A 24,428-nucleotide genomic window follows, 5' to 3' on the forward strand; every position below is an offset into this window, starting at 1 on the left:
TTGCTGCGGCAGCACCGTAAAAATGAAACAAGGGGGAACTCGAAATGGATAAGGTAGGTTTAGGAGCAGTAAATTGGATCGTATTAATTGTTTATCTAGTTGCTATGCTTGGTGTGGGAGTATATTTTACAAAACGCTCAGGAAAAAATACGGATGCTTTTTTTACAGCAAGTGGAAAAATTCCTGCCTGGGCAGCAGGATTTAGTATTTACGCTACAACATTAAGTGCTATTACGTTTATGTCAACGCCGGAACAAGCTTTTTTAAGTGATTGGTCGTATGCTGCTGGTAATCTTGCAATTTTTGCGATTATACCAATACTCATCTATTTTTATATTCCGTTTTTTAGAAAACTCAACGTAACGACGGCTTATGAATATTTAGAAGAGCGTTTTGGACCTTCGTTACGGGTGGTCGGCAGTCTATTATTTGTGCTTTATCATATAGGTAGGGTAGCAATTGTTATTTATCTGCCTACGCTTGCAATTACATCCGTTTCTAGTATTAATCCAATTGTAATCGCTTCTGTGGTTGGTGGACTCTGTATTATTTATACCTTTTTAGGTGGAATGGAAGGTGTTATTTGGAGCGATGTCATTCAAGGGATTTTATTACTTGGAGGAGCAATTTTAGTTTTAGTCCTTGGTATATTAACGATCAATGGTGGATGGTCAACTGTAATAAACGATGCATTGGTCAATGATAAATTAATAACTACGGATAATTTTAAATTTGGAGCAGCTGCAGCCGCAATTCCTATTATTTTTATCGGATCAATTTTTAATAATTTACATCAATACACCGCTAGTCAAGATGTTGTTCAACGTTATCAAACAACAAAATCAATAAAAGAAACGAATCGGTCATTATGGACAAATGGTATTTTAGCATTAATCACAATTCCAATATTCTATGGAATGGGTACAGTTCTTTTTAGTTATTATTCAAATGTGGAGGCGCTTCCAGAAGGTTTTAATACTTCTGCGATTGTTCCTTACTTCATCGTAACAACCTTACCAGTTGGTGTTGCTGGATTATTAATTGCAGCGATTTTTGCGGCATGTCAGTCGACGATATCATCGAGTTTAAATAGTATCTCTGCCTGTATAACTGTCGACTTTAAACAACGTTTTTTTGACAAAACATGGAGGCTTAATGATGTGGTACTAGCAAGACTTGTTATAATCATTACCGGAATTCTTGGTATGAGTGCTGCGCTTTACCTGGTATCTACAAATCAAGCGGAAACATGGAATCTCTTTTTGGCAATGACTGGATTATTTGGAGTTCCAATTGCCGGAATATTTGCTCTTGGGATTTTTACAAAAAGAGCAAATGCTCCCGGGGTACTTATTGGTCTAATATTAAGTGCAATTACATCCTACTTTATTCAACAGACTAGTTTTTCACCATTTGCGGTAAGTGTGATGGCGTTCTTTTCTTCCTGCATTTTTGGATATATAGCAAGTATCTTTTTTCCGACTTACACCAAGAACACTACCGGACTAACGATTTATACGAAAAATGAAGATTTTATTAAGTCAGGTGTTAAACAAAATATTTCTTAAAAACATTTACATGCTATATAGGAATAATATTGATTTTATTGTTAAAACTAAATAGCAAGCAAAGAATTTACAATAAAGTGGTGATGGCATGCGGAAAAGACTGGTTATTATAGGCTTAGCTCTATTGCTTTTAGGCCTACCAACTATTGCACTTGCTCATACAGAGACGACGGAAGATGATTCCAACAAGTCGCATAATTGGCAAGAATATAGTAGAGATACGAATATTATTGATACAGGTACCCATGAATTTACATATTGGAAAAATTTTATGAAACACAAGCGCACATGCCAAATATCTCAAAAGGTTGAGACAATCGTATATTATTGTGATGTACATGATCACACCAAATCAGAAACGAAGTATCTGGAAACAATACACAGTCACAAACATAGCTAATGGAGAGCACCATCGGATTTATCGATGGTGCTTTTGTTATGCTTACGGAAAGATGAAGATTAAAACTTCCATTGGTCTATATACAGAATGGATGATAATATAATAATGTAACAATTGAAAACGCTAACAAACATCAGAGAGAAGGAGAGGAACAACGTGGAAGGATTAGGACTTATTTTTGTTATTATTCTGGGTGTTTTATTTGTTATTTTTGCTACAGCAAAGATGAAACTTCATCCCTTTTTATCTTTACTAATCGCAGCTTTTGCAATTGGCATTGTTGCAGGTCTTCCATTATCAGATGTAGTTGAAGCTGTGAATAGTGGATTTGGTGGATTAATGAGCAGTATTGGTCTGGTCATTATCTTCGGAACAATCATTGGTGTGATATTAGAAAAGTCAGGTGCTGCCTTACGAATGGCTGAAGTTGTATTGCGAATTGTTGGCGAAAAACGACCGCAGATGGCAATGAGTCTAATTGGCGGGATTGTTAGTATTCCGGTATTTTGTGATTCAGGGTTTGTTATTTTATCTTCTTTAAAAAAAGCACTGGCAAAAAAAGCAAAGGTTGCGGTCACCTCCATGACTATTGCTTTATCAACGGGCTTATTTGCTACGCATACTTTAGTACCACCGACTCCAGGACCAATTGCGGCAGCTGGTAATATTGGTGCAGAAGCGTATTTGGGTACGATTATTCTCATTGGCATTATTGTGGTTATTCCGGTGATTTTTACCGGCTATCTTTGGGCAATCAAAGTTGGCACAAAGATGAAAGTAGAGGGAGAAGATAAAGAAGAAGAGGCATATGATTATGAGGCTATTGTGAAGGCATTTGGCGAGATGCCTTCTGCCGCAAAGTCGTTTGCTCCAATTATTGTACCGATTATCTTAATTGGATTAAGCTCGATTATAACATTTGCTGGTTGGAATGGTACATTAGCATCTATCTTCTTATTTCTTGGTTCACCGGTGGTTGCATTATTGGTTGGGGTACTATTTGCCTTTGCACTGCTGCCCTCATATGATGAAGAAACATTAACAGAATGGATAGGCATCGGCATTAAAGAAGCGGCTCCAATATTACTGATAACCGGTGCTGGTGGTGCATTTGGAACAGTCATTAGCACCACACCAATTGCAGATTATATTCAGAGTTTTGGTCAAAACACGTTATGGACAGGCGCGATGTTTCTAATTATTCCATTTTTAATTGCTGCTGCTTTAAAATCGGCACAGGGTTCATCGACTGCGGCAATTGTCATTACATCTACATTAATTGCTCCACTTTTACCTGATTTGGGGATTACGGGTGCTGTTCCACTTGCTTTAGTAGTAATGGCCGTTGGAGCTGGGGCGATGGTTGTTTCCCATGTGAATGACAGTTATTTCTGGGTCGTTAAGGAATTTAGTGGGATGACGGTAACACAAGCCTACAAAGCACAAACAGCTGCAACATTATTCCAAGGATTGGTTGCATTTATTATCACATTCCTCTTGTGGTCCATCTTTGTTTAAACAGATGAGGTTGGGACAAAATCCTGGTAATAAAGAAAGAAGTCAGGCAAATCACCTAATGATGGATGATCTGCCTGACTATTATACGTTTGACTTAGACTACAGGTGTCTGCCTTCCGCGGGCACGGCCACAGTCACCTTTTGCTTCAGTCACCTGCATATTCTTAGCTAATTATATCATCACAGCCTCGTTAGTTTTCTTCTCGTAACACAAGATCAAGATCTTCTCTATTATTATCGGGCGCCAAGATATAAAGGACATCACCTTGGAACAGTTTGGTCTTTGCAGTAGGTGAAATCGTCTCACCGTCTCTTAGAATGATAATAATATTTGCTGCAGGAGGAAATCGTTGCAATGACTTGTCCATTAATTTTATTTTGTTCACCAACTTGATATTCAATGATACTAAGTTCCTTTTTGCCAACAGATAGTAGGTCTAAGGTATGCAATGGGTTTGTACCAACTGGTTGCGATAGTCCTAATTTTTTGGCGAATAATGGAATCGTTGTTCCTTGAATAACTGTAGAAGTTAATACAATAAAGAAAATAATATTGAAATACAATTGACTGTGTTGTAAGTCAGCAAGCATAGGAATAGAGCAAGAACAAATAGAATAATAACTAATGCCATCATTCCAATAAGTTGAGCGATTTCCGGATCACGAAAATCAAAGACATCAATCGTGTCACTTCCAAGTATCATGCCGATGATAATAAAAAAGACCAAAGATGGTGAATTGATACGTGCAGAAAATTGAATACCTAGGATACTAATGATAAGGATAATCGATACTGCAAGAATAAATAAATTTGAATGAAATAATTCTGGTAACATGTTTCACACCCTTTAATACCATTTACTGTACCCGGTTTCTGAACACGCTACACATCGCGTTATAGACTTATTCATTTTAACGATGAATGTTTTCCTTTAAAATATAAGTAGCAAAACTAATGGAGGATTGAATATATGATGAAGCATTTGCAAGATACGATAACTCTAAATAATAATGTGAAAATGCCTGGGTTTGGTTTAGGTGTGTATAAAGTAGAAGATGGAAGTACAGTAAAGGATGTAGTCAAAAACGCAATTATACATGGCTATCGCAGTATTGACACGGCTTCGTTCTATGATAATGAAACGGGTGTCGGTGAAGCGATTCAAGAATCAGGTATTCCGAGAGAGGAATTGTTTATCACAACAAAGGTTTGGAATGATCAACAAGGATATGGGAATACGAGAAAAGCTTTTCATCATAGTATGGAAAGGTTAGGTTTAGAGTTTTTGGATCTTTATCTTATCCATTGGCCAGTAAAGGGGTTATACAAGGACACTTGGATGGCAATGGAGGAGCTCTATAAAGAGGGGAAAATCAGGGCCATTGGTGTTAGCAATTTCCATCAACATCATTTAGAAAATTTAATGGATGGTTGCATGATTAAACCAGCTGTAAATCAAGTAGAATATCATCCACATTTAACTCAACAAGCTCTCCATGCTTTCTGTAAAAAGCATGACATTCAATTAGAGGCATGGTCTCCACTTAAAAGAGGTGGCTTGGTTGATGAACCTGTATTAAAACAAATAGGTGAAAAATATAATAAAACCGCTGCACAAGTTATCTTACGGTGGGATATTCAGAATGAGGTTATTACGATACCTAAATCAACAAAAGAACATCGTATAATTGAAAATGCATCGATTTTTGATTTCACTTTAACAAAAGAAGAAATGAAGCAAATAACTAATCTAAATATAAATGAACGAAGTGGTTCAAATCCAGATCGTTTTGATTGATCAATAGGGTCAGGTATGATAAATAGCCTCCGATTATCGGGAGGCTATTTATTTGGCTATCTCCATATTTGTGTTACGTTAATCGAAAAAGAAGACTTCATCGTCCCTGGATTTATCGTTATAATGAGATGAAGGATATGTCTGAATAGGAAAAGGAAAGCACATGTATAGAGGAGGAGAAATGGATGTGGTATAGGAGTGAAATAACGAAGAAGCTAGGTGTCCAGTATCCCATCATACAGGCTGGAATGGCAGGAGGTGTTACCACCCCCGAGTTAGTAGCTGCTGTTTCGAATAGTGGTGCACTTGGTACATTAGGGGCAGGATATATGACTCCAGAAACGATGCAACAAGCGATTAAACAAATTAAACAACTTACAGATCAACCTTTTGCGGTAAATCTATTCATCCCGGAAATTCCGAATGTGGATACAGAAGCTATTAACCAAGCAAATGAATGGTTACGACCTTATCGAGAAGCATTACAACTAACCAAACCAGAAGTGAAGCAACCTTCCTCATCGAATTATGAAAAACAATTAGAGATTCTTTTACAAGAAGGGGTACCAATTTGCAGTTTTACATTTGGCGTACCTGATAAAGAAACCATTCAAAAACTCAAACAACATCATTTGTTATTAATTGGTACAGCAACTACTGTACAAGAAGCAATGATAAACGAAGTAAACGGGATGGATATGGTGGTTATGCAAGGGAGTGAAGCAGGAGGTCATCGTGGAACATTTTTAGGGGAATTTGAGGATGCGATGATTGGAACGATGGCACTTGTACCTCAAGCTGTTGACCAGGTATCTATTCCAGTTATTGCAGCAGGTGGAATAATGGATGGTCGAGGTATATTGGCAGCACTTACTTTGGGTGCTCAAGCTGTACAAATGGGTACTGCTTTTCTGACTTGCCTAGAAAGCGGTGCAAAAAAACAACATAAAGAAGCGATCTTACATACGACAGAAGAACAGCCAGTAATTACTTCCGCCTTCAGCGGCAAGCCAGCAAGAGGAATAAAGAATCAATTTATAACAGAGATGGCAGCATATGAGAAAGACCTACCAAGCTATCCAATTCAAAATGCATTGACGAAAGAGATACGTAGAGAAGCAGCTAACCAAAATCGACCAGAATGGATGCATTTATGGAGTGGTCAAGGCCCAAGATTAAGCAGACAACAAGCAGCTGGGGAGATGATATCAAAGTGGATCTTACAAATTGATGAGCGAATAAAATGAAGCTAATCATATACTTATATAATTATTGCCCCTAGTACTTTGTTATCACCAGTTTTCCATACTTGTGTCCAGGTTGGGTGTGTAAAAAGGGCATGATCATATCCATATAACAAAAGGCTTACGCTAATCCATGGCGTTAAGCCTTTTTTGTCCCTCTAACTATATGAGGTGGTAAATTTTAATTAATACCAATTAAATAAATTCATTGAACTATTCGATAATTAGGCATATAATAATTCGAAAGAAAGGTGGGAAATCCAGTGGGAAAAGATTTACGGATAAAGAGTAAAGTATTTAGTGAAGGGACAATGAAGGCCCCGAATCGTGCCATGCTGAGGGCTGTAGGAGTAACAGATGAAGATTTTCAAAAGCCGATGATTGGAATAGCTAGTACATGGAGTGAAGTTACCCCATGTAACATACATATTGATGATTTGGCTGTACAGGCAAAGAAAGGAGCACGGGAAGCTGGCGGTGTTCCTTTAATTTTTAATACAATTACCGTTTCTGATGGGATATCAATGGGAACGCAAGGTATGAGGTACTCCTTACCAAGCAGGGATTTAATCGGTGACTCGATTGAAACAGTGGTTGGTGCAGAAAATTTAGATGGTTTTGTTGCAATTGGTGCCTGTGATAAAAATATTCCAGGCTGTATGATCGCTATAGCAAATGCTGATGTACCAGCTGTATTTGTTTATGGTGGTACGATTGCCCCAGGCTCTGTAAATGGAAAAGATATTGATATTGTGTCTGTATTTGAAGGTGTTGGAAGACATAATAATGGCGATATCAATGATAGTGAATTACGATCAATCGAATGTCATGCTTGCCCAGGCGCAGGTGCTTGTGGAGGAATGTATACAGCGAACACCATGGCATCGGCAATGGAAGCAATTGGAATGAGTTTACCTGGAAGCTCATCAAATCCGGCGGAGTCAGCTGCAAAAGCAGAAGATTGTTCCAAAGCTGGACAAGCAGTCTATCAATTATTAGAAAAAGGTATCTACCCGAAAGATATCATGACGAAAGAAGCTTTTGAAAATGCCATTACCGTCGTTATGGCTTTGGGTGGATCAACCAATGCAATCTTACATTTATTAGCAATTGCACATGCAATTGAAGTAGATATAACGATTGACGACTTTAATCGTATCCAAGAGAAAACACCACATTTAGCTGATTTAAAACCAAGTGGTAAATATGTTATGCAAGATCTTCATCGTGTTGGCGGGGTACAAGCAGTTATGAAGTTGTTATACGAAGCTGGATACTTACATGGGGACTGTCTAACTGTAACTGGCAAAACGTTAGCGGAGAACTTAGCAAATGCCCCGTCATTATTAGAAGGTCAAGACATTATCATGCCTTTTGATAAGCCAAAAAGAGAAGATGGCCCATTGATCGTACTAAAGGGTAATCTTGCTCCTCGAGGAGCGGTAGCAAAGGTCTCTGGTGTTAAGGTGAGTCGGCATACAGGTCCTGCAAGGGTTTTTGACACGGAAACAGAGGCTACAGCAGCAGTCATGAATAATCAGATTAATAAAGGTGATGTGCTTGTTATTCGTTATGTAGGACCAAAGGGTGGTCCTGGCATGCCGGAAATGTTATCTATTTCTTCCATTCTAGTTGGCAAGGGCTTAGGAGAAAAAGTAGCTCTATTAACCGATGGTAGATTCTCTGGAGGGACTCATGGTTTAGTAGTTGGGCATATTGCTCCAGAGGCCCAATCCGGCGGGCCAATTGCCTTTTTACGAGAGGGAGACCTTGTAACGATTGATTCAACAAAGAAGGAAATTTTCTTTGAGATTTCAGAAACTGAATTGGAACGAAGAAAACAAGACTGGATTGCTCCACCTTTATACAGAAAAGGAGTGTTAGGTAAATACGCACATAATGTTGCTTGTTCATCCGTTGGTGCAGTAACGGATTACTTAAATAAATAGAATAGTGGTTACAAAAAGGGGCTTATCTAGGTAAGAGGCCCTTTTTGTATATCAATATATTAATTGTAGTAAATTGGTTTAAATAACAAAAAATAATAACTGATATATTACGAAGTGAAAAAGTTAATAAATATAATAAAACTAGGTGTTTAAATCAATATATCGGTTTGTAAAGAAAATGTAATAAAGACAAAGATGCTATGCACACTAAATATGTAAGCGCATCCAAAATAATTCGCAAATCAAAAATATCAAAAAACTTAAAAATATCTGTTGACTCTTGTTCGAAAACGGTATATGATTAACGGCAATATTAACTTATTAATTTTAACAGCGCCTAATTGACTGTAAGAACAATGAAAATAAAAAGTTCACAATTTTATAAAAATAACGCTATGACGGGAAAAAAGGAATATAACTTGTGTATTTGCAGAGATCCGGGGTTGCTGTGAGCCCGGAAGTACACTATATTCTGACATCATCTCTGAGTGCCGGACTGAACAGTTTACTTAATAGGCCGGCCAGGTACTGCTTACCTGTACCTGTTATCAATTGAGACCAATATATTGGTCTTGTTGAGTTAGTGTTCGCGAGGATACTAAAAACCTGGGTGGTACCGTGAAAAGAAGACGCTTTTCTCCCCAATCACTGTAAACGAATGTGCAGTTATGGGATAGAAGGCGTCTTTTTTATTTCAGCAAAAACTTATGAAAAAAGGTTGAATGATCCTTAGGTTCCATGAGAACGAGGATTTTCTATACAAATGATTACTAAAGGAGGCATGCAGCAGTGAAGGTTGAGGCAAAGCATGAATTGGAAAGTGCAAAGAAAGTAATGACAGGTGCGGATGTATTAATTAACGCATTAGTCGAAGCTGAGGTCGATACGATTTTTGGTTATCCCGGTGGTGCTGTATTACCAATCTATGATGCGATTTATCGTTCTAATGCTCAGTTTGAACATGTGCTTTCTCGTCATGAACAAGGGTCCATTCACGCAGCTGAAGGTTATGCTCGTGTTACGGGTAAACCCGGGGTTGTAATTGCAACTTCTGGTCCTGGAGCAACGAATCTAGTTACTGGTATTACAGACGCTATGATGGATTCATTGCCTATCGTCATATTTACCGGTCAAGTGGCAAGTAGTGTTATAGGCACGGACGCTTTTCAAGAGGCGGATGTTATGGGGATTACAACACCAATTACAAAATACAATTATCAGGTCAATCAATTATCCGAACTTCCAGGGATTGTAAAAGAAGCATTTCATGTTGCTTCAACTGGCAGACCAGGACCGGTTGTCGTGGATATTCCAAAGAATATCTCAGCTGAGCTTTCGACAGCGGTCTATGGAAGTCATTTCGAATTACCGGGATATCAACCTAATAAAACACCGAACCCTTTACAAATTATTAAACTAACAGATGCATTAAGTCGTGCCAAGAAACCGATTGTATTAGCTGGTGCAGGGGTGATTTTTGCAAAAGCCACGAATGAATTAATTGAATTTGCAGAGAAATATCATTTACCAGTTACCAATACATTGTTGGGACTGGGGTGTTTCCCAGGCTCGCATCAACTATCGCTTGGAATGGCTGGAATGCATGGAACGTATGCAGCAAATATGGGATTGTACGAATGTGACCTATTAATTAACATCGGAGCTCGTTTTGATGATCGATTAACTGGTAATCTTAAACATTTTGCACCGCATGCCAAAGTTGCTCACATTGATATTGATCCTGCAGAAATTGGAAAAAACGTTCAGACGGAAATCCCGGTTGTTGCAGACGCAAAAGAAGCATTAGAAGCGTTACTGAAGAGATCCGTAGAACTTGGTGACCAACTAGTGTGGAAGGAGCGGTTAGCTCGATATAAGCAGGATTATCCGCTTTGGTATGAACGATCGGATCAACAGATTTCCCCGCAATGGCTACTGGAACGTGTACACCAGATCACGGATGGAGAAGCGATTGTAACAACAGATGTTGGGCAGCACCAAATGTGGGCAGCACAATTTTATTCGTTTGAAAAACCAAATCGCTGGGTTACATCCGGAGGGCTAGGAACAATGGGCTTTGGGTTCCCTGCGGCGATTGGTGCACAGTTAGGGGCGCCAGGTGAATTAGTTGTATCGGTTGTGGGGGATGGTGGGTTCCAAATGACTGCGCAAGAGTTGGCAGTCGTAAAAGAACGGAATCTTCCAATCAAGATTTTAATCGTAAATAATCAAGCATTAGGGATGGTTCGACAATGGCAGGAGAGCTTTTATGAAGAACGTTATTCTGAATCTTTATTTGTCCAAAATCCAGACTTTGTGAAGTTAGCCGATAGTTATGGCATAAGAGGAATGAGGGTGAATAAGGAGGAAGATGTTCAGGAAGTGCTGGAGGAAGCAATTGGTTTTGACGGGCCTGTCGTCGTTGATTGTCAAGTAGTTCAACAAACATGTGTATATCCAATGATTGCTCCTGGAAAAGGGATTCATGAAATGATTGGGGTGAGCAAATGAGGCGTATCATTACCGCTACGGTACAAGATCGAAGTGGGGTGCTGAATCGAATTACCGGCATGCTCCATAAACGGCAATTCAATATTGAAAGTATCTCGGTTGGTGCATCAGAAACAGAAGGGCTTTCCAAAATGACTTTTGTAGTTGAGGTTAGTGATCATCAAAAACTGGAGCAATTAACGAAACAGTTAAATAAACAGATCGACGTCCTGAAGGTTTCAGATATCACAGAAAAAGCTATTGTAGCAAGAGAATTAGCACTGATTAAGGTAGGTGGAAGTGGCCAGCTTCGCGCAGAAATTCAAGGGATAATAACTCCTTTTCGCGCAACTGTTATTGATGTAAGTAGAGATAGTCTGACAATACAAGTAACAGGCAGACCAGATAAAGTAGAAGCGTTAATTGCGCTACTTCGCCCCTACGGAATCAAAGAGTTAACCAAAACAGGAGTAACTGCCTTTTTACGCGGGCAGCAGCCCAATCAAGTTACTGAATTAAATTCATTTACTATTTAATTAATAATTTTGAGGAGGAATATATTATGTCAAAAGTACTTTATGAAAAAGATGTAAAAACAGAGGTTCTAAAGGATAAGAAAATTGCTGTCATTGGTTATGGGTCACAAGGTCATGCACATGCCCTTAACTTAAAAGAAAGCGGCTATGATGTTGTCGTTGGTCTACGTCCTGGTAAATCACAAGCGAAAGCAGAAGAAGATGGTTTTACTGTATTATCTGTAGCAGATGCGGTGAAGCAATCGGATGTAGTGATGATTTTATTACCGGATGAAAAACAGACAGCAGTTTATAAAGAGAGTATTGAAGCTAATTTACAAGCTGGAAATGCGATCGCATTTGCACATGGATTTAATATTCATTTTAATCAAATTGTTCCTCCAGCGAACGTGGATGTCTTCTTAGTCGCACCTAAAGGTCCAGGGCATCTTGTACGCAGAACGTATGAAGAAGGAGCGGGGGTTCCGGCACTTTATGGTGTGTTCCAAGATGTATCGGGTAATGCTACTGACATTGCACTTGCTTACGCGCAAGGTATTGGAGCAGCACGAGCTGGTATTTTAGAAACATCCTTCCAAGAAGAGACGGAAACGGACTTATTCGGCGAGCAGGCAGTACTTTGCGGAGGACTAACAAGTCTCGTCAAAGCAGGTTTCGAAACGTTAACCGAAGCAGGATATCAACCAGAGGTTGCATACTTTGAATGTCTGCATGAAATGAAATTAATTGTTGACCTTCTCTATGAAGGTGGGCTGGAGAATATGCGTTATTCCATCTCTGATACTGCACAATGGGGAGACTTTGTGTCAGGACCACGTGTAATTAATGAAGAGACAAAAGAGCGTATGAAGGAGATTCTTAACGACGTGCAAACAGGTACGTTTGCGAAGCAGTGGATTCTCGAAAATCAAGTAAATCGACCACAATTCAACGCAATTAATGTGAAAGAAAACCAGCATCCAATTGAAAAAGTAGGGAAGGAGTTACGAGAGTTAATGCCTTTTGTTAAACAGCCTTTGCAAGCAACTCAAAATAAACAAAAGGATGTGAAAGTGCATGTCACAAATTAAAATTTTTGATACCACATTGAGAGACGGTGAACAATCCCCAGGTGTAAACCTTAATCAGCTAGAAAAATTAGAAATTGCCAAACAGCTAGAACGATTAGGTGTGGATCGAATGGAGGCTGGATTTCCAGCCTCTTCCAAAGGTGATTTTCAAGCCGTTAAAGCGATAGCGGATACGATCAAAAATACGTCTGTTACAGGATTAGCAAGGACAACAAAATCGGATATTGATATTGCTTGGGAAGCATTAAAAGGTGCTGATGAGCCTTGTGTGCATATTTTTCTAGCTACTTCACCGATTCATATGACGTATAAATTAAAGAAAACACCCGACGAAGTAATTGAAACAGCAGTGGAAATGGTAGCTTATGCGAAGAAAAAATTCCCGCAAGTTGAATGGTCTGCTGAGGATGCTTCGCGTTCAGATTGGAGTTTTCTTGCACAAATTATTGAGAAAGTTATCGATGCTGGAGCAACTGTCATTAATCTACCGGATACTGTAGGCTATACCACTCCTCAAGAATATGGCAATATGTTTCAATTTATTCGGTCGACGGTTCCGAATATTGATCAGGTAACGTTGTCTTGCCATTGTCACAATGATTTAGGAATGGCGGTAGCAAATTCAATCGCTGCTGTTGAAAATGGGGCGACCCAGGTAGAAGGAGCGATAAATGGAATCGGAGAGCGTGCTGGTAATGCATCTTTGGAGGAGATTGCTGTTGCCTTAAAAGTCCGCTCAGATTTCTATCCGTATCAAACGAATCTTAATTTACAGGAAATCAAACGTACTAGCGATATGGTTGCAAAATTAACAGGCATGTATATTCAAGCAAATAAGGCAGTAGTTGGTAGAAATGCCTTTGCCCATGAATCTGGTATTCATCAAGACGGAGTGTTAAAGCATGCATCCACTTATGAAATTATTACGCCAGAGCTGGTCGGAGTTAACGCAAACACATTGTTCCTAGGAAAACATTCTGGACGACATGCCTTTAAAGACAAAGTAGAAGAACTCGGAATGGACGTTTCTGAGGACAATATTAAAAAGGCTTTTGAGCTATTTAAACAACTGACAGATCATAAGAAAGAAGTTACCGATGATGATATTTTTACCATTGTTACTGAAGTACAAACAGACACGACATCTATTGAAAAGTATCAATTAAAAATGTTCCAACTTCAATACGGCTCAAACAATATCCCGACAGCAGCTATTGAATTGACTACACCTTCGGGAAATTCAGTAAAGACAGCATGTACCGGACAAGGCAGCGTAGAAGCGCTGTATACGACATTGGATTCACTGACAGAGGAAGAAACAAAGTTGATTGATTACCAAATTAACTCTGTTGGTGGGGGGAAAGATGCATTAGCTGAATCGCGTGTGCAATTAATTGTAAATGGTAAAACAGTTAATGGCAGAGGTTCTGCTCAAGATGTAATGGAAGCATCTGTTCAGGCATATTTAAATGCAATCAATCGGTTTATCATTCATCAAAATACCGAAAAGAAAAAGACAGTGAAATCAAATTAAGAGGAGGAGCGTGTATGAAGAGGGAGATTGTTTTACTTCCGGGTGATGGAATTGGCCAAGAAATTATGGAATCTGCAAAATCAGTGTTAAATACGGTCGCAGCTAATTTCGGTCATCAGTTTATATTTCATGAACATGCAATTGGGGGTACGGCGATTGATCAATATCAGACGCCGTTACCGGAGACAACAATTAAAGCGTGTAAAGGGTCCGATGCTGTATTGTTAGGGGCGGTTGGTGGAGAAAAATGGGATTCGCTTCCCGGTGATCAACGTCCTGAGAAAGGACTATTAGGTATTCGCAAAGCTTTAGATTTATTTGCCAATTTACGACCAATTAAAGGATTTGCTCCTTTACTTCATGCCTCTCCTTTAAAACAAGAAATAATAGAAGGTAGCGATATTTTAATTATCAGGGAATTAACCGGTGGCCTCTATTTTGGTGAACCGAAAAGTCGGGTAGAAAATGGAAATGCCGCGGTAGATACGTTGTATTATTCTCGACAGGAAATGGAACGAATTATTGATAAATCCTTCCAGACAGCACAAAAAAGAAGAAAAAAACTTACTTCTGTTGACAAGGCGAACGTACTAGAATCAAGTAGATTGTGGAGAGAGATTGTCGAAGAAAAAAGCAAATCCTATCCAGATGTTGAAGTAAATCACTTACTTGTAGATGCAGCAGCTATGAAATTAATTACCCAGCCAAATCAATTTGACGTAATTGTAACCGAAAACTTATTTGGAGATATTCTGAGTGACGAGGCTTCTGTTTTAACTGGTTCTCTAGGGATGCTGCCTTCAGCAAGCATACGTACAGATGGTGTTGGTCTATATGAGCCGGTTCATGGTTCTGCACCAGATATTGCTGGCCTGGGGATTGCAAATCCGTTAGGGATGATTTTGTCTACCGCTCTAATGCTTCGGCAATCATTTGATATGCAAGAAGAAGCAGATGAAATTGAAAAAGCAGTTCAAGAGACATTGGATCAAGGTTATCATACACCTGATTTGAGTATAAAGGATGGAATAAAAGTAGGGACGAAAGAAATGACAGATACCGTAATTGGAAATCTTTCAAGCAACAGTGTTTCCAACTGTATTTGTAACTCATATGCCTGATGGCTGGAGGTGAAGATAATGGGAAAACCAAAAACAATAATAGAAAAAATTTGGGATAAACATGTTGTCCATCAGGAAGAAGGAAAGCCAGACTTACTTTATATTGATTTGCATTTGGTTCACGAAGTAACGTCCCCGCAGGCCTTTGAAGGTCTGCGAATCAACGGTCGTAAGGTTCGGCGACCAGAACTGACTTTTGCAACGATGGATCACAATGTCCCTACGAAAAACAGAGATGTTATCAAGGATGAAATCTCACGAAAGCAGATGGAAACATTAAAGAAAAATTGTGAAGAAAATAATATTCCATTAGCGGATATGTTTCATCCCGATCAAGGAATTGTTCATGTTATCGGACCGGAGTTGGGCTTAACGCAACCTGGTAAAACGATTGTTTGTGGAGACAGTCATACTTCTACACATGGTGCGTTTGGTGCATTGGCTTTTGGAATTGGTACAAGTGAAGTGGAGCATGTTTTAGCGACACAAAGCATTTGGCAAGAACGGCCAAAAACATTAAATGTGCATGTAGAGGGAGATTTAGGACCAGGTGTAACGGCTAAAGATTTAATTCTGGCAATCATTGCAAAATTTGGTGTTCGATTTGGAACAGGATATGTGATGGAATATACTGGAGAGGCTATTCGTAATCTATCAATGGAAGGTCGTATGACAATTTGCAATATGTCCATTGAGGCTGGTGCTCGAGCTGGTTTAATAAGCCCGGATGAAACAACTGTTGAATTTTTAAAAGGAAAAACGCATGTACCAGATGGCGAGGCTTTTACGAAAGTTTCACAGGAATGGTTAGGATTAGCTACAGATGATGGAGCGGTATATGATGAACAAGTAATTATTCGTGGGGATGAAGTTGAACCGCAAGTAACTTGGGGCACAAATCCTTCTATGTGTGTTCCTGTTAGCGGCTCGACGCCTAATCTAAAAGAAGTGGAATATAAAGCCGATGTTGAACGCGCCTTGATGTATATGGGACTTAAAGAAAATCAACCTATTTCGTCAATTGAGATCGATCATGTATTTATTGGTTCTTGTACAAATTCTCGATTTAGTGATTTGCAGCGTGCAGCTGAAATTGTCCGTGGAAAAAAGGTACATCAGAATGTAAGAGCGATTGTTGTACCCGGTTCTTTTAGTATCAAATTGCAGGCGGAAAAAGAAGGAATTGATAAAATTTTCCAAGAGGCAGGTTTTGAGTGGCGTGAAGCTGGATGCAGCATGTGTCTAGCAATGAATGATGATATTGTACCACCTGAAGGAAGATGTGCTTCTACATCAAATCGTAATTTTGAAGGACGGCAAGGAAATGGTGCTAGAACCCATTTAGTAAGCCCAGAAATGGCTGCAGCTGCAGCTATTGAGGGACGGTTTGTTGATGTTCGTGACTACGCAGGTGTTCCGTTGTAAAGGAGGAGTGAAATGGAAGCAATAAAAGAGCATAAGGGCTTCGTATACCCATTGAATCGAACCAATGTCGACACAGATCAGATTATTCCGAAGCAGTTTTTAAAACGAATCGAACGAACAGGGTTTGGCCAATTTTTATTTTATCATTGGCGATTTGATGATGAGGGCAATACACGAAGTGATTTTGATTTAAACAAAGAACGGTATCAGAATGCATCTATTTTGATTGCCGGAGAAAATTTTGGATGCGGATCTTCACGAGAACATGCACCTTGGGCTTTGTTAGATTATGGCTTTCGTGTTATTATTGCTCCAAGTTTCGCAGATATCTTCTATAATAATGCTTTAAAAAATGGAATCATCTTGATTCGACTAGACCAAGATCAAGTAAGGCAATGGATGGAAGATGCAGAAACTGGGAATCTAGCACTAGAAGTTGATCTCGAAAAACAACTAATTATTGAAGATGATCAGGAATATCCCTTTGAGATCCCTGCATATCATAAAGAGAAACTAGTGAATGGATGGGATGATATCTCGCTAACACTTCATTATGAAGATAGAATCTCAGACTATGAAACAAGTATGAAGAAATAATAGGAATAGCTGAACAAGGAGAGTGACGGAATTGGGAATTGCTTAACAGGTGAAAAGGTTCACACCGCGATGCAGCGGCTGGTCCCACTCGTGCATCGAACACCATTATTAACATCGCAGACAACGAATAATCTTTTGGGAAAACATGTCTATTTTAAAATGGAAAACCAGCAAAAAACGGGTGCTTTTAAATTTCGAGGGGCCACGTTTAAATTAATGCAATTAACCAAAGCGCAATTGAAAAAAGGCGTAATCACTGCTTCAGCCGGCAATCATGCTCAAGGTGTCGCCTATGCCGCAGCGAAATTAGGTGCGAAGGCAACCATATTTATGGGAGAAAAAACTCCTTTAGCTAAGGTGAATGCAACCAGGAACTATGGAGCGCAAGTTGTGCTTACTGGAGAAACATTTCAAGAGGCATATGAAGCCTCGGTAGAACATCAAATGAAAACAGGAGCAGAATATATTCACCCATTTGATGACTATGATGTAATGGCTGGTCAAGGAACGATTGCCATGGAAATGCTTCGACAGGAAGATCGAATCGATACGATTCTAGTTCCAGTTGGTGGTGGTGGATTAATAAGTGGGATTGCAGTTGCTGCCAAATATGTCAACCGCAATTTGAGAATAATTGGGGTGCAAGCATCTGGAGCAGCAGCTATGCATTCCAGTTACCATACCGGTCGAAGTCAAAACTTAAAATCAGTCGACACCATCGCAGAGGGGATTGCTGTGAAGAAGCCGGGAAAACGCACATTACCACTTATTAAAGAATATGTAGATGAGATGGTTACCGTTTCTGATGAGGAAATTGCATCCTCTATTGTTTATATGTTAGAGCGGAATAAAACGTTAATGGAAGGTGCAGGTGCAGCTGCTTTAGCAGCATTATTTGCTCACAATAAGCAAATTAAGTCCCGACATTGTGGCGTCATTGTTAGTGGCGGTAATATGGATATTGGTACAATGCCGCAAATTCAACAACTCGCCGATCGATTGCATCACCCAATATTAGTTAATTCATAACTCTTTAAACATAAAAAAGATTCATCTCTTCGTGGATGAATCTTTTTTAGTCCGTTTTCTGTCATTAGAAGCTTTCAACTAACTATAGTTTTTGTCCGTAATATTTATCAATAGAAAATCCCCGACCTAATATTTCTGAAGCATTTAAGAAGATAACAAAAGCATTTGGTTCCTCTTTTTGGAGTATCTTTTTAAGGTAGACTGCTTCTTGTTGTTCGACTACACATAGGATCATCGTTTTATCCGTATGAGAGTATCCACCAACGGAGCGTACTTTTGTTAATCCACGATCGATTTCGGTACGGATGATGTTCTGAATGTGCTCTTCATTTTCTGTAATAATCATAACTAACTTGGATGCTGAAGTCTGTAATTGCACAATATCAATGGTCTTGCTAGTAATATAGATACACATTAAGGCAAATAATGTTAATTCAAGATTAAAGACAATGATAGAAGAAATAACGACCAATCCATCAACGATTAATTGGGAGTAGCCGCTCGATAGACCAGTGAATTTTTTTACAATCTGGGCAATCGCTGCTGTCCCACCTGTCGAACCATTGCCTTTATACACAATTCCTAGCCCTGTACCTAGAATAATTCCACCATAAATGGCACCAAGTAAAGGGTTTGTTACGGTAAAAGGGATGTCGCCAGTTAACCAGATAATAAACGGCACCCAAAACGTACCTACTAAGGTCTTCCAACCAAAATCTTTTCCCAAGGTGAGTAGTCCTATAATAAAGATAGGTATATTAATTAGAAATTGACTATAAGCCGGGCTTAAAGAATATACCTCATAAAGAATTGTACTAATTCCTGAGATTCCGCCAGCCGCTAATTTTGATGGGAGTAAAAATAAATTATAGGATAATGCAACAAGTGTGGCTCCAAAAATAATTTGAGTATAAGACAAAACGGTTTTATTCATATTTTTAGTTAATCCTGTCATAACGATAGATCCTTTCTTGATAGCCTTGTGACGGCTATATTCTAACATGAAGGATCTAAACTGTCGAACTTAAGAGAGGAAAAACCTGTCAATCAATGCATAACAACGGTTTCTTTCTTCTGTATTTGTCTAATGACTGCATCGGTAAGATCAGCAGTTGCTTTCGGAATAAATGGGCGTAGTACAGAGTTGATCATCGTTCCTTTTATGCCTTTTGCAGTAATTGTTAGGGAACCAATCATTTTTGTTTTATCTTTTGAAATCTTTACTGCTTGAAAATAGCCGTTACCCATTACTTGTTCATTTCCGCTAGAAAGAGTGAAGGCAACTTTGGTTGGACGTTTCCACTCGGTAATCCAAATGGATAAACGAACGGTTTTTTGGATGATACCTAGATCACCTTTACAGATCCAAATCGATTGTTTCATATTAATAATGCGATGTTCCTGATAGCCGGGAACAAGAGGAGCCCAGTTATTCATATCACTAACAAAGCGCCATATGTTTTCAATAGGAATATTAACTTGACGTTCACAAATACCGCTCGGCAAATCCAAAACCTCCCTGTTAATCAACGATGGTTACACACCCTTTCATGTATATGCAGAGATGGTGGCATTAGAAGTTATTTTTTATGAATGATGCCTGTCAGCATAATAGATGATAAAGACGGAATTGTTTTATGCTTAAGATTTTGAAATAATTACCAACATGGAAATCGTTGAATAAGGGGATGGTCTGATGCTTACCAAATACGTCAGAAAATCTGAGCGGTCTGCAGGACATTATTTTATGGGGTGACATGATGAACGATATTGTAATGGTTATATTAACATTGATTGTACTAATTCAAAGCTTAATTAAAAATAGGGATATAATTAAAAAACTTACTTTCGGTAATATGTTACAAGTGTTCGGTTCTTTTATGGGCATCATTATAGCTGCAACTTTTTTGCTATATTACCTGGGTAACTGGGTGGTTAATCAAATTTCAAACCATATAATAAGCAATGTAGTAACATGGGTGTTCCTTATCATGGTCTCCTATCATCTAGTTTTCTATTACATAAACAACTTGAAAAATATCTTAGTCAGAAGTGGTAAATGGTAGAGTTATCGACTAGGATTAACGATGATAGGAAAAAACTACTTGTGGCACATTAGCGTGGAAGGAATGGGATGTGGGATAGGACAGGACATCTTATATTGAATCTTAGCTGTTTGCAAAGGAAAGGTGAATCAATTATATAATAATTCGAAAGTCGAAATAGCTTGTGTAATCGTTAGATAAACGCTATCCTAATGAAGGTAAATAATATTAATTAGATTAGGAGATGGGGTGTATGCAGTCAGTCATCAAATGGGGGTTAAGGATTTCCATTATTTCCTATACACTTCTCCACTTTGTAACGACTTTCCTTGAAGTAGAACCGTTGCTTTCTATCTTAGCTGTCTTAGGATTTTTGATCCTTCTATTTGCAGGGCTTTCGAAAACATTACGCCAATTTAAATTGCCGCTTTTCTTATTTGCAGCTGGACTTATCATTCTTTTTTTTGCTGAAGGTTCTGTATGGAAAGGACTGTATGGCGGATTCTTGCAGATGCGAAGTATTGTCGGTTTACTTGTGATTGTACCAATGATTAGCTGGGTATTAAGAGAGGAGCCATATATTGAAGACATTATGGGAATGGCGCATCGATTTTTAAATACCAGTCGGAAGTTCTATTTGGGGATGATGTCGTTAACCCAAATATTTTCCTATTTTCTTTTATTCGGTGCAATCCCCATGATGTATCAATTTATTAATCAGATTTTGAAGAAGAAAAGAAACGAAGCATGGGAAAACTTTAAGGGGACCGCACTCTTACGTGCTTTCGCTTTATCTACGATGTGGGTAATTAGCATTCCTAGCTTTATATTTGCAGTAGAAACAATGAATGCTTCCCTCTGGATTTGTATTCTGCAAGGCTTTCTTATTGCCATATGTGGGATCATGATCGCGGTTCTATTTTCTTATTTCCAAGAAAAGCATTATGGTGTAAATTTGACGTATGAGTTGCAGCAAGAAATTGATGAAGTGTTACGTCATGCCGATCCATTAGAAGAACGAAAGAGAAAGGTTATTGAATTTGTCGTTTTATTTCTTAGTTTATTCGGGTCGATCTTTATCATCCATGGTTTGTTTTCTGCTGATTTGATGATCGTCATTCCATTAACCATCTTGGTATGGACCTGCTTATATTATGCAGTTAAAAACAAACCAAGAAAATTTGCAAAGGAAGCAAAAATTTATTTTCAAACAAGCTTGGCAAATCAATCGTACCAGCTCAGTATTATGCTGGCTGCTGGGGTGTTAATATTTGCCCTTAACCAAACCAATTTTGCCACGAAAGTGGTAGATGGGGTCTATGCACTACAAGAGTTATTACCGTTTATTAATTTTTTATATTTACTTCCGTTTATCGTCATTTTACTAGGGTTTCTAGGAATGGGGCCATTAACCGTCATGGTATTGGTTGCTGGAATATTAGAAAATATAGCATTGCCATACCCACCGGAATTAATCGTGTTAGCTGTTACTTCTGGTAGTGTGATTTCCATTTTAATTTCACCACTCATTATGCCAGTCATTATGTTAAGTGCATCAAATGGATTAAATGGGTTTAAAAATGGTATTCGCTTTAATATTAAATATGCGATTGTCTTTTATATCATGGTACAAATCTATGTGCAGACGATGATCCATCTTTAGAAAAAACAGCTGAATCTCTACTCATAGATTCAGCTGTTTTTTTAGAATAGAGAAGTTCTTAACAGGGCTTGTTATAACATATTCATTTAACAGTTCTAATCCCATCATTTAAAAAATGGTGTTTCGATATACATTACAAAGTAGAATGGAGGAGAAAAGATGACGATTCGCATTGTCGTTATGCTGCTTTTCAGCTTAATCGTATTATCCATTCCGTGTTATGTAATTGCCCAGTCGAAAGGGTTAGCTAATCCAAGGTTAGTCGGCAAGGGGGAAGAAAACGTATTGATGGGAAAGGGTGGTAATGGAAATGAAGAAACACCTGGCGATTGGTATGTTGGCCAGGCACCAGTCAATCCGGTTGAAAATGCACCGATATTATTATTCGTACCTGGTTTAAACAATGTCGCACAAATCTTTTGGGAAGAGGAAGATGGGCTGTATCATGCTGCCTATGAAGCTGGTTATCAGACAGCATTCGTACAACTATATGATGCTGGTGGTGCATCAGCTGATATGTGGGACAACGGTATGTTATTAGCTGAAAAAATTGAGGAGATTTCGGCGCATTTTAATGGACGGCCAATTACATTGGTGGCTTATAGTAAAGGGGGAGTCGATGCTCAAACTGCTGCCGCTTATTATGGTGCTTGGCGTTATGTCGACAATATTATTACGTTATCAAGTCCTCATCATGGTTCGCAATTGGCGGACTTAGCAAACAGTAATTGGGCAGGATGGCTTGCAGATCTACTAGGCTTTCAAGGTGAAGGAACGACGGCGGTAGAGACCGGTCGTATGACGCATTTTCGATCTGAAATAGATGAACAGCCTTATGCGTATTATAATGATTATTACACATTCGGTGGTATGGATTGGGGTAGTGTTCTATCGGTTACATGGTATGGTGGTGTTTATCTGTCCAGTTATGGTGAAAATGATGGGGTTGTTACTGCGGTAAGCAGTAGTTTGCCAGAGGGACAAGAAATAGCGATTGGAGAATGGGATCATCTATCGATTAAAACCGAAATTATTTTTCCGTTTATGGACGATTATATTATGGATGAACAGGTAGCAGTAAGGCCCGAACTAACGAAAGCTGTAAAGCCGACATCGGCTCCAGTATCGAATCAATTGATACGAGGAAATGCCATCACGAAAGGGAATCCCGAACAACAGGAACTAGTCGTTGAAGATGGTGTAGAAAGTATTGATTTACTTGTGTATGCTGGACATAATCTCAAAGATTTAACATTAATTGATCCGACCGGAAGATCCTACTCAGCAAAAAAAGTAACGACACATGATACAGGTGGAATATTTTATGGGGCAAAGTCGTATCGAATTGCAGTGAAAAATCCTCCTGAGGGGAATTGGAAAGTGAAATTAAGCAGTAATCAAGACAGTGCTTATTTACTAGTCACCAAGTTTGATAAACAAAAAGATCTTCCATTAATAAAAAAGATCAGTGAGAAAAGTAAGCCATCTACATTTAACTACCAAATACAAGCAGATTCAGCGCAAGTAAAACAAGATAGTTTGCAAGCAACCTATACAGTGCTTGAATCTGGGAATCGTTCAACCGCAAATACATGGAAAAAAAGCGGGACGCTCGACTTTAGCAGTGAATTGTCTAACCTAAAAAAGAACCAATCTTATAATATAACCATTGATGTGAAAGGAGAGACTCGTTCCGGTTTTCCATTTGAACGGACGCTTATCGATAGTATCTATACTGCAGATTAACGAATAGAAAAAGCTGTTACAGTAGATGTAACAGCTTTTTATTTGCCAGAGATTCTATAATAATTTGAGACTAGCTAGAATAAGATGATAGCAGAGATAAAAAGGAGATGGGACGGTTGAAAAAATTACTTATTCCATTAATTATTCTGGCTACCCTTGCTACTGGCATTAGTTATTTTATCGTTCTAGTATCACCAGAAAATCAAGCAGAGGGAGCAGCAGAGGAATTTTATGCTTATGAACAAAGCGGTGCCTTTGCCGAGTCATGGGAAATGTTGCATCCATTAATGAAAGAAAAATTCCCAAAAGGAACGTACATTCAAGATCGTTCAGATGTGATTATGAACTACTTTGGCGTTCTGCATTTTACATATAGTTTCGAAGACGTAGAAGAAATAAAAAATTGGTTACCTGCTGTTGATAAAGAACCAATTCCCACCGTTTATCGCATTACCGTTTCGCAACATTTTAACGGGAAATATGGAAACTCTACATTGATACAAGATGTGTATATGACTGAAGTAGAAGGAGAATGGAAGCTATTATGGGATTATGAAAATATGGACAGTTAGCCCTAACCAGTTCGTTTTAACGTTCAATAAATAATTATCCTTTTGCGGACCTAAATGTGGTCTTTTTTTTTTGGATAATTTTAAATTGATTCATTTTCGCCAGTACTAATAATATATATATA

The 24,428-nt window shown here is 38.6% G+C and carries 22 protein-coding genes; 17 read left to right on the forward strand and 5 right to left on the reverse strand.

Going from position 1 to position 24,428, the window contains the following annotated elements; genetic code table 11:
- Nucleotides 1-44 precede the first annotated feature (44 nt).
- The 3 genes from BN990_RS05350 to BN990_RS05360 all read left to right on the forward strand — a co-directional run bounded on the left by BN990_RS05350 (nucleotide 45) and on the right by BN990_RS05360 (nucleotide 3,486).
- Entirely contained in the window at nucleotides 45-1,568 is a 1,524-nt protein-coding gene (locus tag BN990_RS05350; protein WP_021289265.1) for a sodium:solute symporter family protein, read from the forward strand.
- A gap of 88 nt (nucleotides 1,569-1,656) precedes the next feature.
- The gene (locus tag BN990_RS05355; RefSeq protein WP_021289264.1) at nucleotides 1,657-1,968 is read left to right on the forward strand and encodes a hypothetical protein; all 312 of its coding nucleotides are present in this window, start codon (nucleotides 1,657-1,659) and stop codon (nucleotides 1,966-1,968) included.
- 156 nt (nucleotides 1,969-2,124) lie between these two features.
- The gene (locus tag BN990_RS05360; protein ID WP_074436633.1) at nucleotides 2,125-3,486 is read left to right on the forward strand and encodes a GntP family permease; all 1,362 of its coding nucleotides are present in this window, start codon (nucleotides 2,125-2,127) and stop codon (nucleotides 3,484-3,486) included.
- 191 nt (nucleotides 3,487-3,677) lie between these two features.
- Here the strand turns inward: BN990_RS05360 and BN990_RS23580 are convergent, their stop codons facing one another.
- From BN990_RS23580 to BN990_RS05370, 3 genes are read right to left on the reverse strand one after another with little or no spacing between them, the layout of a single operon-like run.
- The gene (locus BN990_RS23580; RefSeq protein WP_148530684.1) at nucleotides 3,678-3,854 is read right to left on the reverse strand and encodes a TrkA C-terminal domain-containing protein; all 177 of its coding nucleotides are present in this window, start codon (nucleotides 3,852-3,854) and stop codon (nucleotides 3,678-3,680) included.
- Nucleotides 3,790-4,050, reverse strand: coding sequence for a hypothetical protein (locus tag BN990_RS22805; protein WP_148530685.1), 261 nt, complete (start codon nucleotides 4,048-4,050; stop codon nucleotides 3,790-3,792). The genes BN990_RS23580 and BN990_RS22805 overlap by 65 nt, the downstream gene beginning before the upstream one ends.
- Nucleotides 4,017-4,322, reverse strand: a complete 306-nt coding sequence (locus BN990_RS05370; protein ID WP_038242825.1) for a hypothetical protein — start codon at nucleotides 4,320-4,322, stop codon at nucleotides 4,017-4,019. Before BN990_RS05370 ends, BN990_RS22805 begins: the two co-directional genes overlap by 34 nt.
- Before the next feature lie 135 nt (nucleotides 4,323-4,457).
- Between BN990_RS05370 and BN990_RS05375 the strand changes: the two genes are divergently transcribed.
- The 11 genes from BN990_RS05375 to ilvA all read left to right on the forward strand — a co-directional run bounded on the left by BN990_RS05375 (nucleotide 4,458) and on the right by ilvA (nucleotide 18,280).
- A complete protein-coding gene (locus tag BN990_RS05375) occupies nucleotides 4,458-5,285 on the forward strand; it encodes an aldo/keto reductase (RefSeq protein ID WP_158295220.1) in 828 nt (275 codons plus the stop codon).
- A 185-nt stretch (nucleotides 5,286-5,470) separates the two neighbouring features.
- Entirely contained in the window at nucleotides 5,471-6,532 is a 1,062-nt protein-coding gene (locus BN990_RS05380) for an NAD(P)H-dependent flavin oxidoreductase (RefSeq protein ID WP_038242827.1), read from the forward strand.
- Between the two features lie 260 nt (nucleotides 6,533-6,792).
- On the forward strand, nucleotides 6,793-8,478 hold the full coding sequence (gene ilvD / locus BN990_RS05385) for a dihydroxy-acid dehydratase (RefSeq protein ID WP_038242828.1): 1,686 nt from the start codon (nucleotides 6,793-6,795) through the stop codon (nucleotides 8,476-8,478).
- A gap of 789 nt (nucleotides 8,479-9,267) precedes the next feature.
- Nucleotides 9,268-10,989, forward strand: coding sequence for a biosynthetic-type acetolactate synthase large subunit (gene ilvB, locus BN990_RS05390; RefSeq protein ID WP_038242830.1), 1,722 nt, complete (start codon nucleotides 9,268-9,270; stop codon nucleotides 10,987-10,989).
- Nucleotides 10,986-11,504 (forward strand): acetolactate synthase small subunit, encoded by a 519-nt coding sequence (gene ilvN, locus BN990_RS05395; RefSeq protein WP_021289256.1) that lies wholly within the window; start codon nucleotides 10,986-10,988, stop codon nucleotides 11,502-11,504. The genes ilvB and ilvN overlap by 4 nt, the downstream gene beginning before the upstream one ends.
- A 26-nt stretch (nucleotides 11,505-11,530) precedes the next feature.
- A complete protein-coding gene (ilvC, locus tag BN990_RS05400) occupies nucleotides 11,531-12,574 on the forward strand; it encodes a ketol-acid reductoisomerase (protein ID WP_021289255.1) in 1,044 nt (347 codons plus the stop codon).
- On the forward strand, nucleotides 12,561-14,108 hold the full coding sequence (locus BN990_RS05405) for a 2-isopropylmalate synthase (RefSeq protein WP_038242836.1): 1,548 nt from the start codon (nucleotides 12,561-12,563) through the stop codon (nucleotides 14,106-14,108). The genes ilvC and BN990_RS05405 overlap by 14 nt, the downstream gene beginning before the upstream one ends.
- A gap of 14 nt (nucleotides 14,109-14,122) precedes the next feature.
- A complete protein-coding gene (gene leuB / locus BN990_RS05410) occupies nucleotides 14,123-15,229 on the forward strand; it encodes a 3-isopropylmalate dehydrogenase (protein ID WP_038242838.1) in 1,107 nt (368 codons plus the stop codon).
- A gap of 18 nt (nucleotides 15,230-15,247) precedes the next feature.
- Nucleotides 15,248-16,654 (forward strand): 3-isopropylmalate dehydratase large subunit, encoded by a 1,407-nt coding sequence (leuC, locus tag BN990_RS05415; protein ID WP_021289252.1) that lies wholly within the window; start codon nucleotides 15,248-15,250, stop codon nucleotides 16,652-16,654.
- Between the two features lie 12 nt (nucleotides 16,655-16,666).
- Nucleotides 16,667-17,251 (forward strand): 3-isopropylmalate dehydratase small subunit, encoded by a 585-nt coding sequence (gene leuD, locus BN990_RS05420; protein WP_021289251.1) that lies wholly within the window; start codon nucleotides 16,667-16,669, stop codon nucleotides 17,249-17,251.
- Between the two features lie 69 nt (nucleotides 17,252-17,320).
- Entirely contained in the window at nucleotides 17,321-18,280 is a 960-nt protein-coding gene (gene ilvA, locus BN990_RS05425) for a threonine ammonia-lyase (protein ID WP_038242839.1), read from the forward strand.
- Nucleotides 18,281-18,362: 82 nt separating this feature from the next.
- Here ilvA and BN990_RS05430 read toward each other — a convergent pair whose 3' ends face one another.
- Both BN990_RS05430 and BN990_RS05435 read right to left on the reverse strand, forming a co-directional pair.
- Entirely contained in the window at nucleotides 18,363-19,235 is an 873-nt protein-coding gene (locus BN990_RS05430; RefSeq protein WP_021289249.1) for a YitT family protein, read from the reverse strand.
- 92 nt (nucleotides 19,236-19,327) lie between these two features.
- A complete protein-coding gene (locus BN990_RS05435; RefSeq protein ID WP_038242841.1) occupies nucleotides 19,328-19,786 on the reverse strand; it encodes a CoxG family protein in 459 nt (152 codons plus the stop codon).
- A gap of 792 nt (nucleotides 19,787-20,578) precedes the next feature.
- Between BN990_RS05435 and BN990_RS05445 the strand changes: the two genes are divergently transcribed.
- From BN990_RS05445 to BN990_RS05455, 3 genes are all read left to right on the forward strand, one after another.
- Nucleotides 20,579-21,988 (forward strand): hypothetical protein, encoded by a 1,410-nt coding sequence (locus BN990_RS05445; RefSeq protein WP_021289246.1) that lies wholly within the window; start codon nucleotides 20,579-20,581, stop codon nucleotides 21,986-21,988.
- Between the two features lie 159 nt (nucleotides 21,989-22,147).
- The gene (locus BN990_RS05450; RefSeq protein ID WP_038242845.1) at nucleotides 22,148-23,734 is read left to right on the forward strand and encodes a lipase family alpha/beta hydrolase; all 1,587 of its coding nucleotides are present in this window, start codon (nucleotides 22,148-22,150) and stop codon (nucleotides 23,732-23,734) included.
- 116 nt (nucleotides 23,735-23,850) lie between these two features.
- Nucleotides 23,851-24,306: a hypothetical protein gene (locus tag BN990_RS05455; protein WP_101953528.1), complete on the forward strand. Its 456-nt coding sequence runs from the start codon at nucleotides 23,851-23,853 to the stop codon at nucleotides 24,304-24,306.
- Nucleotides 24,307-24,428 lie beyond the last annotated feature (122 nt).

The sequence above is a fragment of the Virgibacillus salexigens genome, from assembly GCF_000723585.1.
GTDB lineage: Bacteria > Bacillota > Bacilli > Bacillales > Amphibacillaceae > Virgibacillus > Virgibacillus salexigens.